The sequence below is a fragment of the Gemmatimonadota bacterium genome (assembly GCA_030747075.1).
Classification (GTDB): domain Bacteria; phylum ARS69; class ARS69; order ARS69; family ARS69; genus ARS69.
Window position 1 is genome coordinate 13,676 of sequence record JASLLL010000031.1, and the last position, 14,667, is coordinate 28,342.

15 protein-coding genes are annotated in these 14,667 nt (G+C 66.4%); all 15 read left to right on the plus strand.

The window, feature by feature from the left end; all coding sequences use genetic code 11:
* The first annotated feature begins 126 nt into the window (after positions 1–126).
* On the plus strand, positions 127–1,464 hold the full coding sequence (trkA, locus tag QF819_09380; protein ID MDP6803362.1) for a Trk system potassium transporter TrkA: 1,338 nt from the start codon (positions 127–129) through the stop codon (positions 1,462–1,464).
* Positions 1,465–2,907 carry a TrkH family potassium uptake protein gene (locus tag QF819_09385; protein MDP6803363.1) on the plus strand — a complete coding sequence of 481 codons (1,443 nt, stop codon included), beginning with the start codon at positions 1,465–1,467 and terminating at the stop codon, positions 2,905–2,907.
* Positions 2,908–2,909: 2 nt separating this feature from the next.
* Positions 2,910–4,163, plus strand: a complete 1,254-nt coding sequence (locus QF819_09390; GenBank protein MDP6803364.1) for a hemolysin family protein — start codon at positions 2,910–2,912, stop codon at positions 4,161–4,163.
* Positions 4,160–5,212 (plus strand): CNNM domain-containing protein, encoded by a 1,053-nt coding sequence (locus QF819_09395; GenBank protein ID MDP6803365.1) that lies wholly within the window; start codon positions 4,160–4,162, stop codon positions 5,210–5,212. The genes QF819_09390 and QF819_09395 overlap by 4 nt, the downstream gene beginning before the upstream one ends.
* Positions 5,213–5,275: 63 nt before the next feature.
* A complete protein-coding gene (gene meaB / locus QF819_09400; GenBank protein MDP6803366.1) occupies positions 5,276–6,265 on the plus strand; it encodes a methylmalonyl Co-A mutase-associated GTPase MeaB in 990 nt (329 codons plus the stop codon).
* Positions 6,266–6,288: 23 nt separating this feature from the next.
* A complete protein-coding gene (locus tag QF819_09405; protein MDP6803367.1) occupies positions 6,289–7,917 on the plus strand; it encodes a methylmalonyl-CoA mutase family protein in 1,629 nt (542 codons plus the stop codon).
* An 18-nt stretch (positions 7,918–7,935) separates the two neighbouring features.
* Entirely contained in the window at positions 7,936–8,373 is a 438-nt protein-coding gene (locus QF819_09410; GenBank protein ID MDP6803368.1) for a cobalamin B12-binding domain-containing protein, read from the plus strand.
* Positions 8,370–8,780: a cobalamin B12-binding domain-containing protein gene (locus tag QF819_09415; GenBank protein ID MDP6803369.1), complete on the plus strand. Its 411-nt coding sequence runs from the start codon at positions 8,370–8,372 to the stop codon at positions 8,778–8,780. Before QF819_09410 ends, QF819_09415 begins: the two co-directional genes overlap by 4 nt.
* Complete coding sequence (locus QF819_09420) at positions 8,777–10,108, plus strand: TIGR00366 family protein (protein MDP6803370.1); 1,332 nt, start codon at positions 8,777–8,779, stop codon at positions 10,106–10,108. Before QF819_09415 ends, QF819_09420 begins: the two co-directional genes overlap by 4 nt.
* Positions 10,109–10,161: 53 nt before the next feature.
* Complete coding sequence (locus tag QF819_09425) at positions 10,162–10,866, plus strand: CoA transferase subunit A (protein ID MDP6803371.1); 705 nt, start codon at positions 10,162–10,164, stop codon at positions 10,864–10,866.
* On the plus strand, positions 10,817–11,479 hold the full coding sequence (locus tag QF819_09430; GenBank protein ID MDP6803372.1) for a 3-oxoacid CoA-transferase subunit B: 663 nt from the start codon (positions 10,817–10,819) through the stop codon (positions 11,477–11,479). The genes QF819_09425 and QF819_09430 overlap by 50 nt, the downstream gene beginning before the upstream one ends.
* Before the next feature lie 46 nt (positions 11,480–11,525).
* Entirely contained in the window at positions 11,526–12,668 is a 1,143-nt protein-coding gene (locus QF819_09435; GenBank protein ID MDP6803373.1) for an acyl-CoA dehydrogenase, read from the plus strand.
* 55 nt (positions 12,669–12,723) lie between these two features.
* On the plus strand, positions 12,724–13,914 hold the full coding sequence (locus QF819_09440; GenBank protein ID MDP6803374.1) for an acetyl-CoA C-acetyltransferase: 1,191 nt from the start codon (positions 12,724–12,726) through the stop codon (positions 13,912–13,914).
* A 2-nt stretch (positions 13,915–13,916) separates the two neighbouring features.
* On the plus strand, positions 13,917–14,303 hold the full coding sequence (locus QF819_09445; protein MDP6803375.1) for a hypothetical protein: 387 nt from the start codon (positions 13,917–13,919) through the stop codon (positions 14,301–14,303).
* A 32-nt stretch (positions 14,304–14,335) separates the two neighbouring features.
* Positions 14,336–14,667, plus strand: a 332-nt coding sequence (locus tag QF819_09450) for a 3-hydroxyacyl-CoA dehydrogenase NAD-binding domain-containing protein (GenBank protein MDP6803376.1), incomplete at its 3' end; no start/stop codon positions are given.

A 14,667-nucleotide genomic window follows, 5' to 3' on the forward strand; every position in this document is an offset into this window, starting at 1 on the left:
CCCTGATCCACGATTCGTGCCAGCCAGAAACCGGTCGCCATGGGTGCGCTCCGGCGTTTCCCGTGGACACGGGGTGGGGTAGACTCTGTGGCGGCGATGCGCCGTTCTCCTCCGGAGGTCGGAATCATGCGGATGCTCGTGGTTGGTGCGGGTGAGGTCGGAACCTATATTGCCGGGCGGCTTGTCCGGGAAGGTCACGATCTGATCGTTCTGGACAAGTCAGCGGCCGCCGTCGAGCGGCTTCGGGATCTGGATGTGGCGGCCGTCGAAGGGGACGGGACGCGCCCCGAGGTTCTCCGGGAGAACGGAGTCCGGAGCGTGGATCTTGTGCTGGCGGTTTCCAACGACGAGGCGACGAATCTTGTTGCGTGCGGCTTCGCGATGAGAATGGGGGCCGCGCGGACGGTGGCCCGGCTCTCCAGCTCCAATCGCACGCCCGAAGACGAGCGTCTCGCGCGGGAGGCGTTTGGAATCGACGCCGTGATCAATCCGGACGAAGAGGCGGCCCGGGAGATCGCCGGGCTGCTCGAGGGGCGTCAGGTCACCGACTCCGCCGAGTTCGACCAGGGCCGTGTGCGCCTGGTCGGCGTTCGGGTCGATGAGGAGTCTCCCCTGGCCAACCAGAACCTCTCCGACATTCGCACCATTCACGAGGGCGCGAATGTGCTGGTCGTGGGAATCGTTCGGGACGGCGCGACGATCATTCCGAGGGGGGACCACCGGATCCTGCCCGGCGACCGCGTCTACATGATCGGAGCCCGCGCCGAGCTGGAGTACTTCCTTCGCCGGGCGGACTCCGCCGGGCGGGCACGCCGCGTGCTGATCGTCGGTGGCGGCAGCGTGGGCGAACGCGTGGCCGCACGCCTGGAGAAGACCGGCGCGTCGGTGCGTGTCCTGGAGCGAGATCCCGATCGGTCCGCGCTGATCGCGGATGTTCTGGAGCGCGCGACCGTACTCCAGGGAGACGGGAGGAATCTGTCGGAACTGCGGGAATCCGGCGTGCAGGATGTCGATGGATTCGTGGCGGTGAGCGGCGACGAGGAAACCAACATCATGAGCGCACTGCTTGCGCGCCACCTCGGAGCACGCAAGGTCATTGCGCTGGTGAAGCGGCCTGACTACATCCCGGTGCTCCAGGAAATCGGGCTCGACGCCGCCGTGAATCCCCGGCTGACGGCGGCGGCGGCCATTCTGCGGTTTGTTCGTCGAGGGCACATCATGCAGGTGACGGCGTTCATGGATCTCGACGCGGAGGTTCTGGAGCTTGCGACCGCGGAGACGGCTCGCATCATCGGCAAGCCTCTTCGAGATGTGAAGTTCCCGCGCGACGCCATCCTGGGCGGGCACATGCGCGGAGAGGAGTTCTCGATCCCGGACGGAGAGACCGTCCTCGAACCACACGACCGGGTGATTGTCTTCGCCCTGCCCTCGGCCATTCCCAAGGTCGAGAAGCTGCTCTCCTAGATGAACAAGCGCGGAGTCTTCCACGCGGTGGGCGCCATCACGATCTTCGTGGGCGCGGCGATGGTGCTGCCTCTTGGCGCGGCGCTCTTCTTCGGGGATGGAGGGGCGCCGGGGTTCGGCATTTCGATGGGCGTGACGCTGCTCACGGGGTGCGCGCTCTTCCTGCTGACTCGTGGCGAGACGGACCTGGGCGTGCGGGACGGTTTTGGTGTCGTGACCTTCGGGTGGCTTGCGATGGCACTCTTCGGGAGCCTGCCCTTTCTGATCTCGGGGTCCATCCCGAACCCGGTCGATGCGCTTTTTGAGACGATGTCGGGCTTCACAACCACCGGGGCCAGCATACTGTCCGATCCGGAGGTGCTTCCCAGGTCGGCTCTTCTGTGGCGAAGTCTGATTCAGTGGCTGGGCGGGATGGGGATCATTGTGCTGTCGCTCGCCATCCTCCCGATGCTGGGCGTCGGCGGAATGCAGCTCTATCGCGCAGAGGCGCCCGGGCCGTCGCCCGACAAGCTCCGCCCGCGAATCCGCCAGACGGCGGCCACGCTGTGGGGCGTCTATGTGGTCCTGTCGATTGCGGAGGCTCTTCTCTTGCGGCTGGCGGGAATGGGCACTTTCGACGCGGTGTGCCACACCTTTACGACGATGGCGACGGGCGGCTTCTCGACGCGGACCGCGTCGCTCGCGGCGTTCCCGTCTCCCACGGTGCAGTGGATTGTCACGCTGTTCATGTTTCTCGCGGGTGCGAACTTCGCTCTGCACTACCGCGCGCTGCGGGGGAATGTCCTGGCGTATGTGCGCGACCCGGAGTGGAGGTTGTACCTCTGGATCGTCGTGCTGGCGGTTCTCGGGGCATCGTTCGGGCTGTGGGTGGGCGGGGAGCATGATCCCGCGGGAGCGATCCGCGCGGGCTCCTTCCAGGTGGTGTCCATTCTGACAACAACGGGCTTCGTCACGGAGGACTACGGCGTCTGGCACCCGGGTCTTCAGTGGGGCCTTCTCGTGCTCATGTTCGTCGGCGGGTGTGCGGGGTCGACGGCCGGGTCGCTGAAGGTGGTCCGGGTATTTGTCCTGGCGAAGGCCGCGCTTCGGGAACTGGCCGTGGTCGGGAACCCGCGTGTCGTGCGTTCGCTTCGCATTGGACGCCGGAAGATGGAACGAGGCGTCGCCCGCAATGTGCTGGGCTTCTTCCTGCTGTTCGCTGCGCTTTGCGTGGCGGGAACGGCTGCGCTGTCGATTCTGGGGCTGGATCTGGAGACGGCGCTCTCCGCCAGCACCACCTGCCTAGCGAATGTGGGACCGGGGCTGGGGCAGGTCGGGCCGACCGACCACTTCGCCTGGATCCCCACTCCGGGCAAGTGGGTTCTGATGGCGCTCATGCTTCTCGGTCGTCTGGAACTCTACACGGTGCTCGTACTGTTTCTTCCGGCAGCCTGGAGAAAGTGATCGTGCCCGGATCGGGACTTGGATTTGCCATCGCGGGACTCCTGTCGATATCCGCGTTCTTTTCCGGGTCGGAGACGGCGCTCTTCTCGATCCCGGCGCACCGGATCCGCGACCTCTCCCGGAGCGAACATCCGGGCGACCGCGCGGCCGCGCGGCTCATGGAATCTCCCCGCCGCATTCTCGTGACGATCCTTCTTGGCAACATGGTGGTGAACCTGCTCGTCGCGGCTTTGGGGGCGGCGCTTGCCATGCGGTTGTGGGGGGAGGCCGGGCTTGCGCTGGCGGTTCCCGTGATGACGATCGTTCTCCTGGTCTTCGGAGAGATTGCGCCGAAGATGCTGGCCGTGCGTCACGGAGAAGGGATCGGGCGAGTGGTGGCCCGCCCGCTTCTCTTCTTGCGGGGCGCGCTGGGTCCGGTGCAGTGGATTCTCGAGCGGGCCGTATCGGGGGTTCTTGGTCCGGATCGGGACCCCGAGGCCGGGATGAACCTGGGCGATGCCCGGGCGATGGTCCGCATCGCGCATGAGGCGGGTGAGGTGGGGAAGGGCGAGCGCGAACTCATCGAAGGCGTCTTCGAACTGGGGGCCTCCCCCGTGGAAGATGTCATGACCCCGCGTTCGGAGATGTTCTCGCTTCCGCCGGACCAGTCGGTCGCCGACGCGCGGAATGCCGTCCGGCGAGCGGGATTCTCCAAGATTCCCGTTTCGTCGGAGACTCCGGCGGTCATGGTGGGAGTCGTCACCGCCCGGCAGCTTCTGGCGGCACCCGACGACGAGCGCGTCGGGGAACTGGCGCGTCGCGTGCGGTACATCCCCGAAGTGACCCCGGCCATGCGTCTTCTTGAGTCGTTTCGCGAGACCGGGGAGCGGATTGCGTTTGTCGTCAACGAACATGGAGACCTGGCGGGAATCGTGACGCTGGTGGATCTGATGGAGGAGATCTCCGGGGAGATGGTGGAAGCGGCGGATCTGCACAAGGTCATCTATCGGAGAACGGGAGCGAAATGCGTGGAGATTCCGGGTCGGATGGAGATCCGGTACTTCAACAGCGAGTTCGGCACCGACCTCTCAGCCGAAGACGCCGAGACGATGGCGGGTCTTCTGATCGAGCGGCTGGGCCGCATTCCGCGCGTCGGGGATTCGTACCGAACCGGGGGTCTTCGCGTTCGAGTGACGCGCGCCGAACCGAACCGCGTGGAGCGCCTGGAGGTGACCTTCCCGAACGACGGGCAAGCGGAAGCGGGGCAGGGACGATGATCGCACACGATCCGCTGACCGCGGGAGGGGGGGGCGTTCCGGCTTTCGACGGTGCGTGGACGCTCGTGCTGGTGGCGGTCTTTGCCGGGATGTCCGCCTTCTTCTCCGGAGCGGAGACCGGCATTCTTTCCGCGGGGCGGGCCCGGCTGGAGGTGCTTGCAGGGAGAGGATACGCCGACGCGAAGCGCGCACTTGCGTTGGTGCGGGATCGTGAGCGGGTGCTGGCCGGTACGCTGGTCGGGACGAATCTCTCCACGGTGGCGGCGTCTTCGCTGGCCACTGCGTGGTGCGTGGAGCAATGGGGAGACCACGGTCCCGCCGTCGCGACCGCGCTCCTCACACCCTTCATGCTGTTCAGCGCGGAAATCTTACCGAAGGCGTTCTTCCGCACACACTCGGTCGCTCGTCTGAGGGCGGTGGCCTCGCCGCTGCGAATCGCGGTCCTGGTTCTGTCTCCCCTGACCGTGATCGCGACCGCCGGTGCGGGGCTTCTGCTCACGCTCCTGCGCGTGCCGGCATCGGGCCGAACTCCGGTGTTCCGGCGGGAAGATCTGGAGCGCGTTTTCAGCGGGGGGGATGCCGCGGGAGCGTCGTCGGGCGGGGATTCCGAGAATGCGCTGCGGATGGCGCGCCAGGCTCTGGGGCTTTCCGGGAAGCGCGTGGCCGATGCCATGACGCCCATCGATCTGGTGGCGAGTGTGGTGGCGGAATCCTCGGTGGCCGATGCCAGGCAGGTGTTCGCCTCTGGAGACGGGCGTCCTCTGGCCGTCGTGGACCGGGCCGGACTGGTGATCGGTTTCCTTGCGACGAAAGCGGTCCTCGGTCTTCCGGGCGAAACCTCCCTGGGCCCCCTGGCGCGGCCGGCGCGATCGGTCGAGGCGGAGGAACCGCTGGATCGTGCATGGATCGGCTTTCGGGACAACCCGCAACCGGTCGCGCTGGTTCACGGAGCCGGACAGGAGCAGGTGGGCGTCTTGACGCCGGAGGACATTCTGGAGGTGGTTCTCGGGAACTCCGGGGCGACCGCTTCCGAATCCGACCCGCGTTGACCGGAAGCGTGCGGAGTCTGTATTCTGCCTTGCGGCGCGTTCGGGACCGCCATGGAGGGGAATGTGAACGAGACCCAACAGGCCACGCTCCTTGCGGGCATGGAGGCGGGGGACCGCAGGAGCCTCGCCCGGTTGATCTCCGTGGTGGAGAACGGGTCCCCGGGGGCGTCGGCCTGCCTGGCCCGCATTTACCCGCAGACCGGACGCGCGTTTCGCCTCGGCTTCACGGGTCCTCCCGGGGCGGGGAAGAGCACGCTGATCGACGCGCTCGTCCAGCGGCTTCGAGCGGACTCGAAGAGCGTGGGCGTGGTGGCGGTGGACCCGTCGAGCCCCTTCACCGGCGGTGCGCTTCTGGGAGATCGCGTGCGCCTCTCCGCGACCACTCCGGATGACGGCGTCTTCTTCCGCAGCATGGCCACGCGCGGGAGCATTGGCGGGCTGGCGGCCACCACTTCAGAAGTGTCCGATGTGCTCGACGCCTACGGCATGGAAGTGATCCTCCTGGAGACGGTCGGCGTGGGCCAGATCGAACTGGATGTGGTGGCGGCGTCGGAGTGTACGGTGGTTGTGCTGGTGCCCGAGTCCGGCGACGAAGTGCAGGCGATGAAGGCCGGTCTCATGGAGATTGGGGACATCTTCGTGCTGAACAAGTCGGACCGGGAAGGCGCGGATCGTGCCATGCGCGAGCTGGAGTCGGGGTTGGAACTCCGGTCTTCGCGGGATTCCTCCTGGCGTCCCCTGCTGGTGAAGACGGTCGCCGCGACCGGCGAGGGCACTGCGGAATTGCTGGCTGCGGTGGAGAGGTTTCGGAAGCATCAGAAGGACACGGGCGAGGGGAACGCGCGGCGACGGAGAGTGCTTCGCGAAAAGATCCGGGCGGCGGCGGAGAGATCGCTTCGACATGAACTCTGGACCGCCTCCGGACGGGGGAGCCTGGAGGACGCCGTGGATCAGGTGCTTTCGGGTGATGGAAACCCGTATGAACTGGCGGCGGCGATGGCCCGGCGATTCGCGATGAACAGGGGCACCTCGGAAAGGGAGAGAGAAGGATGAGCACCGGGAACGGGCCGGATCGAATGGCGAAGCACCGGCAACAGGTGGCCGGAGAGACGCGAAGGGAGTGGGAGACGCTTTCCGGGAGAGAGACGGAAGCGCTCTATGGCCCGGACGCGGAGGACGCCCGTGGTTGGAAGGCTCATGACGAGAACCTGGGGTTTCCCGGGGAGTTTCCATTCACGCGCGGTCCGTACGCGTCCATGTACCGCGGGAAGTTCTGGACGATGCGGCAGTTCGCCGGGTTCGGTTCGGCGTCCGATACGAACCGACGCTATCGCTTCCTTCTGGATCATGGTCAGACGGGGCTGTCCGTCGCCTTCGATATGCCGACGCTCATGGGCTACGACTCCGATGACCCGCTGGCTCTTGGCGAAGTGGGGCGGTGCGGCGTGGCCGTCTCTTCGCTGGAGGACATGGAGATACTCTTCGACGGGATCCCCATGGCGGATGTCTCCACTTCAATGACCATCAACGGTCCGGCGGCGATCATCTGGGCCATGTACATCGTTGCGGCAAAGAAGCAGGGCGCGGATCCCGCCCGCCTTCGGGGGACGCTGCAGAACGACATTCTGAAGGAGTACATCGCGCAGAAGGAGTATCTGTTCCCGCCGGAGCCTTCGATCTCGCTGGTCGTGGACACGATCGAATACGCGGCGAAGACTCTGCCGTTGTGGCACGCGGTTTCGGTGAGCGGCTATCACATCCGCGAGGCGGGATCCACCTCGGTGCAGGAGCTGGCCTTCACGCTGGCGGACGGCTTCGCCTATGTGGAGGCCTCCATCGAGCGGGGGCTGGATGTCGACGCCTTCGCGCCGAGGCTGTCGTTCTTCTTCAACGCGCACGCGGACTTCTTCGAGGAGATCTGCAAGTTCCGCGCGGCCCGAAGGATCTACGCCCGGCGAATGCGAGACCGGTACGGCGCGAAGAACCCGGCGTCGTGGAGGCTTCGCACGCACGCGCAGACGGCGGGCTGCAGTCTCACCGCGCAGCAACCGGAGAACAACATCGTGCGGACCGCGTACCAGGCGATGGCGGCGGTGCTCGGTGGAACGCAGTCGCTTCATACGAACTCCATGGACGAGACGCTCGCGCTCCCCACGGAGAAGGCGGTGAAGATCGCGCTCAGGACGCAGCAGGTTCTCGCGAACGAGACCGGCGTGGCGGATGTGGCGGATCCCCTGGGCGGGAGCTGGTTCGTGGAGGAACTGACGGATCAGATGGAGGCCGAAGCAGAGGAGTACTTCCGCAGGATCGACGAACTCGGCGGTGTGGTGGAGTCCATTCGCCGCGGGTTCTTCCAGCAGGAGATCGGGACGGCCGCGTACCGCTTCCAGCGGGCTCTGGATGCGAAGCGATATGTGCAGGTGGGTGTGAATGCACATCTGGAAGCGGAGGAAGCGCCGATCGAGACGCTTCGGATTCCCGATCGCATGGAAGAGGAACAGGCCGGGCGTGTGAAGGCGCTGCGTGAGAGGCGCGACCCGGAAGCAGTCGGGCGGGCACTGGCACGGGTGGAAGAGGCGGCAAGGGCGGGCGAGAACATGATGCCCGCGTTCCTGGGCGCCGTAGAGGTGTACGCGACGCTCGGCGAGATTGTGGGAGTGTGTCGCGGCGTCTATGGCGAGTACCTTGAACCGGCCGTGGTCTGACGGCGTCTGGAGATGAGGATGGCCGAGAAATCCCCCGGTCGACCCATTCGCGTGATCGTGGCGAAGGTGGGCCTGGACGGACACGACCGAGGAGTGCGCGTGGTGGCCCGGGCGCTTCAGGATGCCGGGATGGAAGTGATCTACCTGGGGCTTCGGCAAACACCGGGAAGCGTCGCGGAGGCCGCCCTGCAGGAGGACGCGGATGTGGTCGGCGTGAGCCTGTTGTCCGCCGCGCACATGACGATCCTCCCACGCGTGCAGAAGGAGCTTGCGGACCGGGGTCTGGGACATGTGCTCCTGACCGGCGGAGGCGTCATTCCGGAGGAGGACATGGCGGCCCTGGCAGACAGGGGCGTCGGGCGACTCTTTGGCCCGGGGACGCCGCTCACGGAGTTTGTGGAGTACATGGAGGAGGAAGTGGCGGCGCGCAGGGCGAAGGCCGGAGAGGCGCCTTGATCCGGGTTCTTGTGGCAAAGCCCGGACTGGACGGGCACGACCGGGGGGCGAAAGTGATCGCCCGGGCGCTGCGGGATGCGGGCATGGAAGTGGTCTATACAGGACTGCATCAGACTCCCGACCAGGTGGTGGAGGCCGCCGTCGAGGAGGATGTGGATGTCGTGGCGCTGTCCACGCTCTCCGGCAGCCACATGACGGTCTTCCCGCGCGTGGTGGAACTCCTGCGGGGGGCGGATGCCGCGGGAGTCCTGGTGGTCGGCGGGGGGATCATTCCGGATGCGGACGCGGCGGCTCTTCGCGAAGGCGGCGTTGCGGGGATCTTCGGCCCGGGCACGGATACCCGGGAGGTGGTCCGGTTCATCCGGGAGAGAGTGGAGGCGTTTCGAGAAGGAGCAGCCGAAGAGTGATCGAGCGACTGGGCGCCTCTTTTGCGGCATGGGCCGAACGCTGGATGCCCGGACCGTTTGTGCTCGTCTTGGGGCTGACCGTCGCCACCCTCGGTCTCGGCATGGCCATGCCGGGGGCCACGCCGCTTCTCGTTCTTCGAGGCTGGGGGGACGGCTTCTGGGGTTTCCTCACCTTTGCCATGCAGATGGCGATGGTCCTGGTGACCGGGCATGCGCTCGCTTCCAGCGGCCCGGTGCATCGAGCCATCACCGCTCTGGCGCGTCTGCCTCGCGGCACCCGATCGGCGGCCGGGCTGGCCGCGCTGGTGTCGGTGGTGGTGTCGCTGCTTCACTGGGGACTCGGTCTCATCCTCGGCGCCCTTCTGGCGCGGGAGATCGGGCGTGCGGCGGCGGAGGCGAATCGCCCTCTTCACTACCCGCTGGTGGTGGCGGGGGCGTATGCGGGCTTCGTCTCGTGGCATGGCGGTCTCACCGGCTCGGCTCCTCTGAAGATCTCCACACCCGGCCACTTTCTGGAGGACCGGATCGGCGTGGTCCCCCTGGCGGACACGCTGGGGTCCTCGCTCAATCTGGTCGTGGCGGCGGCACTGGTCGTGGCGGTTCCGCTCATTGTGGCGTGGATGGCCCCGCGCGGAAAGGCAACCCCGGCGCCCCGGGGAGTGCTCTCGGCGGGTGTCGCGCCGAATCGTGAGCCGCCTCCCGACAGGACTCCGGCACTCCGGGCGGAGGAGAGCGTGGTTCTCGGGAGACTCGTCGCGGCGGGCGGGCTTCTCCTTGTCGGGATTCGCCTGGCGGAGGGTGGATTCCGGGCGGTGGACTTCAACTTCGTGAACTTCGCCTTCCTGTTTCTGGGGCTGGCCGTTCACGGGTCGCCGGGTTCGTACGCGCGCGCGGTGGCCGGGGCCGTGCGCGGCGTATCCGGGATTCTGCTGCAGTTTCCCTTCTACGCGGGGATTCTGGGGGCCATGAAGGCCTCCGGGCTATTGGTGCGAATGGCGGAGATCGGGGCGTCCACCGGGCCGGGGGCGTTTCCCGTGGCGGTGTTCTTCTCGGCGGGAATCGTCAATGTCTTCGTGCCTTCCGGAGGGGGGCAGTGGGGCGTGCAGGGACCGGTGGTGGTGGAGGCCGCGGCCCGGCTGGGGGTCCCGCTGGAGAAGGCCGTCATGGCGCTCGCGTACGGAGATGCCTGGACGAACCTCCTTCAGCCGTTCTGGGCGCTGGCGCTTCTGGGGGTGACGGGACTGCGAGCGAGGGACATTATGGGATACACGGTACTGGTCATGTTGCTCACCGGCCCGATCTTCGTGGCCGCGCTTCTGGCCTTCTGAGACCCGTCGGGCGGGGAGGATCAGCCTCGTCCGGGCAGCAAACGGAGGAGACCATGTCGGACAAGCTCGGGGTTCCGGCGGACTGCGTCGGGAAGATCCCGGATGGAGCCACCCTCATGATGGGCGGGTTCGGGGTCTGCGGGATCCCGGAGAATCTCATTCGCCTTCTGGTGGATCATGGCGCGAAGGATCTGACGATTGTCAGCAACAACGCGGGCGTCGCGGACTTCGGCGTGGGCCTTCTCATCAACCACGGACAGGTCCGAAGAATGGTCTCCACCTATGTCGGGGAGAACCCGGTTCTCGAGAAGGCCATGATCGAAGGGTCCATCGAAGTGCAGCTCGTTCCGCAGGGCACCTTTGCGGAGAGGATCCGGGCCGGCGGTGTGGGGATTGCGGGGTTCTACACGCCCACGGGAGTTGGCACGCTGGTGGAAGAGGGGAAGGAGAAGCGCGTCTTTGACGGGCGGGAATACCTGCTGGAAGCGCCGCTCCTTGCGGACTTTGCTTTTGTGAAGGCATGGCGGGGAGATTCGCACGGGAATCTCGTCTATCGAATGACGGCACGGAACTTCAACCCGATGATGGCGATGGCGGCGAAGCACACCTTCGCCGAAGTGGAAGAGCTGGTCGAGCCGGGAGCACTGGATCCTGAGATGATCGCCACTCCCGGCGTGTTCGTGGAAACCGTTTTCCAGGGCGAAATCTATGAAAAGCGTATCGAAAAAAGAGTTCATCGCCAGGCGAGTGGCGCGTGAGTTCTCTGACGGGGACTATGTGAATCTGGGAATCGGCATCCCTACTTTGTGTGCCGGTTTTGTTCCCGAGTCCATTCACATCACGCTCCACTCGGAGAACGGGATGATGGGGATCGGGCCGTACCCTCTCGAGGGGGAGGAGGACGCGGACCTCATCAACGCCGGAAAGGAAACGATCACCGAGAATCCGGGCTGCTCGTATTTCTCGTCGGACCTGTCGTTCGGGATCGTCCGGGGTGGCCATCTGGACATGACGGTCCTCGGTGCGATGGAGGTGGACCGGAAGGGCAACCTTGCGAACTGGATGATCCCCGGAGCCGTCGTCAAGGGCATGGGCGGCGCCATGGATCTCGTGGCCGGTTCGAAGCGCGTCCTCGTGGCCATGATGCATGCGGCGCGCAATGGTTCGCCGAAGATCCTGGACGAATGCACGCTTCCGCTGACCGGCGTGGGCGTGGTGGATCGGATCATCACCGAAATGGCCGTCATGGATGTCACGACGGACGGGCTGGCTCTGGTGGAGGTGAATCCGGAGTTCAGCGTGGAAGAGGTGGTTGCGGCGACCGGAGCGGAGCTGATTGTCGGCGAACGGGTCGCCGAAATGACTTGCTGAACCGGCGGAGGCCGGAAGCCCCGGGAACTCCGGGGAAGGAGCGAGGATGTTTCACCTGGATGAAGACCATCGCCTGCTGAAGCGCATGGTGAGGGACTTCGCGGCGCAGGAAATCGCCCCGCGCGCCGCGGAGATTGACGCGAAGGAAGAGTTCCCGGCGGAGATCGTCCGCAAGATGGGGGAGCTGGGGCTGCTCGGGATCCCCTACGCGGAAGAGTGGGGGGGCGCGGGCCTGGACTATCTGGCCTATGCGCTGGCGGTGGAGGAAGTGGCCGCCGTCTGCGGGTCCACGGCACTGACGATGGCCGCACATACCACGCTGGGGTGTGGGCCGGTGGATGCGTTTGGTTCGGAGGAACAGAAGGAGAAGTTCCTGCGCCGCCTGACGACCGGGGCAATCCTGGGCGGCTACGGTCTGACCGAGCCGAATGCGGGATCGGACGCGGGCGGAATGGAGACGCGTGCCGAGCGCGATGGCGACCACTGGGTCTTGAACGGCCAGAAGGCGTGGATGACCAACGGCGGCGTCGCCGGGGTGTACACGCTGACCGCCAAGACGGATCCGGACGCGGGCACCAACGGGATCACCGCGTTTCTTGTCGAGGCCGATGCGGAAGGACTGGAGGTCGGCGCGGAGTACGACAAGCTGGGTTGCCGCGGATCGAACACGGTGGAGCTTTTCATGACCGATGTTCGCGTTCATGAATCGATGGTCCTCGGCGAAGTGAACCGCGGCTTCCAGCAGTTCATGGAAATCCTGAACATGGGACGGATCTCGATCGGAGCCATGGCGCTGGGACTGGGGCGCGCGGCGCTGGAGCAGGCGATTCGCTATGCGAAGGAACGGGAACAGTTCGGACGGCCGATCGCGGCCTTCCAGGCTCTTCAGTTCATGCTGGCGGACATGGCCACCGAGATCGACGCCGCACGGCTTCTGGTGCATCGGGCGGCCATCCTGAAGGACCGCGGCGAGTCGTACGCGACGGAAGCGTCCATGGGGAAACTGTACGCCTCGGAAGCGGCGCACCGGGCTTGCCACAAGGCCATCCAGATTCACGGGGGGTACGGATACTCGCGCGAGTTCCCCGTGGAGCGGTTCATGCGTGACGCAAAGATCACGGAGATCGGAGAGGGAACCTCCGAGATCCAGCGGGTGATCATCAGCCGGGCGCTTCTGCGGGACTCCTGACAGGGGGGATTGCGGGTCGCCCGGGCCGGAAGCACTCACGGGAAGGAGCAAAGTGATGTCGAAGGATCGGGAAGCGGTCATTGTCGGAGCGGCGAGAACCGCCATCGGGAGATTCCAGGGAACGCTGGCGGGTGAGGCGGCGCCGAAGCTCGGGGCCGCGGCCATTCGCGCGGCGGTGGAGCGGTCGGGGATCTCCCCGGATCTTGTGGAAGAAGTGATCATGGGGTGTGTCCTTCCGGCCGGCGTCGGGCAGGCGCCGGCGCGGCAGGCGGCCATGGGGGGCGGGATCCCGGAGACCGCGGCGGCCATGACCATCAACAAGGTGTGCGGGTCCGGCTTGAAGGCCGTCGCGCTCGGAGCGCAGGCGATCCGCGCCGGGGACCAGTCGTGCATGGTGGCGGGCGGGATGGAAAACATGAGCCTGTCGCCCTACCTCGCGCCCGCGGCGCGCACGGGATACCGACTGGGGCACGGGAAGCTCCTCGACTCGATGGTGCACGACGGACTGTGGTGCGCCTTCAAGGACTTCCACATGGGAAACACCGGGGAAATCGTCGCCGAGAAGTATGGCATCGCGCGGGAAGAGCAGGACGCCTACGCGGTGGAGAGTCATCGGAAGGCGGCGGCGGCAGCCGAGGCCGGGAAGTTCGACGCGGAGATCGTCCCGTACGAGGTGCCGCGTCGCAAAGGGGATCCCATCGTCTTCCAGACCGACGAAGCGGTTCGCCCGGACTCTTCGGTGGAAGCGCTGGCGAAACTGCGGCCCGCCTTCCAGAAGGGCGGCACCGTGACAGCCGGCAACGCTCCCGGCGTGAATGACGCGGGAGCGGCGCTGGTCGTGATGTCGGCGGCGGCGGCGGAGGCGGCGGGCGCAAAGCCCATCGCGCGGATCGTGGACTATGCCGTGGGTGGCGTCGCGCCGGAGTGGGTCATGATGGCGCCGGTCGAGGCGGTGAAGAACCTCCTCGGGAAGACCGGTCTCGCCATCCATGACTACGACCTCATTGAGCTGAACGAGGCATTCTCCGTGCAGGCGATGGCGGTGGTGCAGGAGATCGGCGCGGATCCGGCGAAGGTGAATGTGAACGGCGGGGCTGTGGCTCTGGGGCACCCCATCGGGTGTTCCGGCGCGCGGATTCTCGTGACGCTTCTTCACGCCATGCAGGATCGCGGCGCGAAGAAGGGGATGGCGGCGCTTTGCCTCGGCGGGGGGAACGCCGTGGCGATGGCCGTCGAGATGGACTGAGCGTGGTCGAGAGGGTTCCGGACTCCGGCGGCGTTCCGTGGCGGGAGTGGGGGTTGCGCTCGGCGGCGCTGCTCGCGCTGACTGCGGCGGGAACCGCTGGCGTGGTGGTCTTCGGGCCGTTTGGTGAGGGTGCGCGTCTCCGGGTGTTTGTGGACGCGCTGACCACGGAGGGACTCCTGGCCATCGTGGTGGGAGCGCTGCTCGCCGGGGGGCGGCCGTTTGTGGCCGTGCGGGCCGTTTTTCGCGGAACGCCGACGGGTTCACAAGACCCGTCGGAGAGTTTGACGCGCCCCCGGCGGCGCGCGGTGGGAATCCTCCTCGCCGTCTCAGGCGGGGCGCTGTTCGGGGGAGGGGCCCTCGTGTGGGGGCTCCTCTCCGAGGCGAAATGAGATCCGGGGATCGCCCGGGGGAGACAGAACAGATGGAGTTTGCCAAAACCGGAGTTGTGGGCGCGGGCACGATGGGAAGCGGAATTGCGCAGGTCTTCGCGCTGTCGGGCAGAGATGTCGCGCTGGTCGATGTGAATGAAGCCGTTCTGGAGAAGGGCGTCGCGACCATTACGAAGAGCCTCGGCAAGTTCGTGGAGAAGGGAAAGCTCGACGGAGCGGATCGAGATGCCGCCGTCGCCCGGATCCAGGCGTCCACGGATCTGGCTTCGGCCGAAGGGTCGGACATCGCGGTCGAGGCGGTCGTCGAGAACCTCTCCGTCAAGGCCACCGTCCTCGGGCAGTTGCAGGATCTCATGGCGGATAG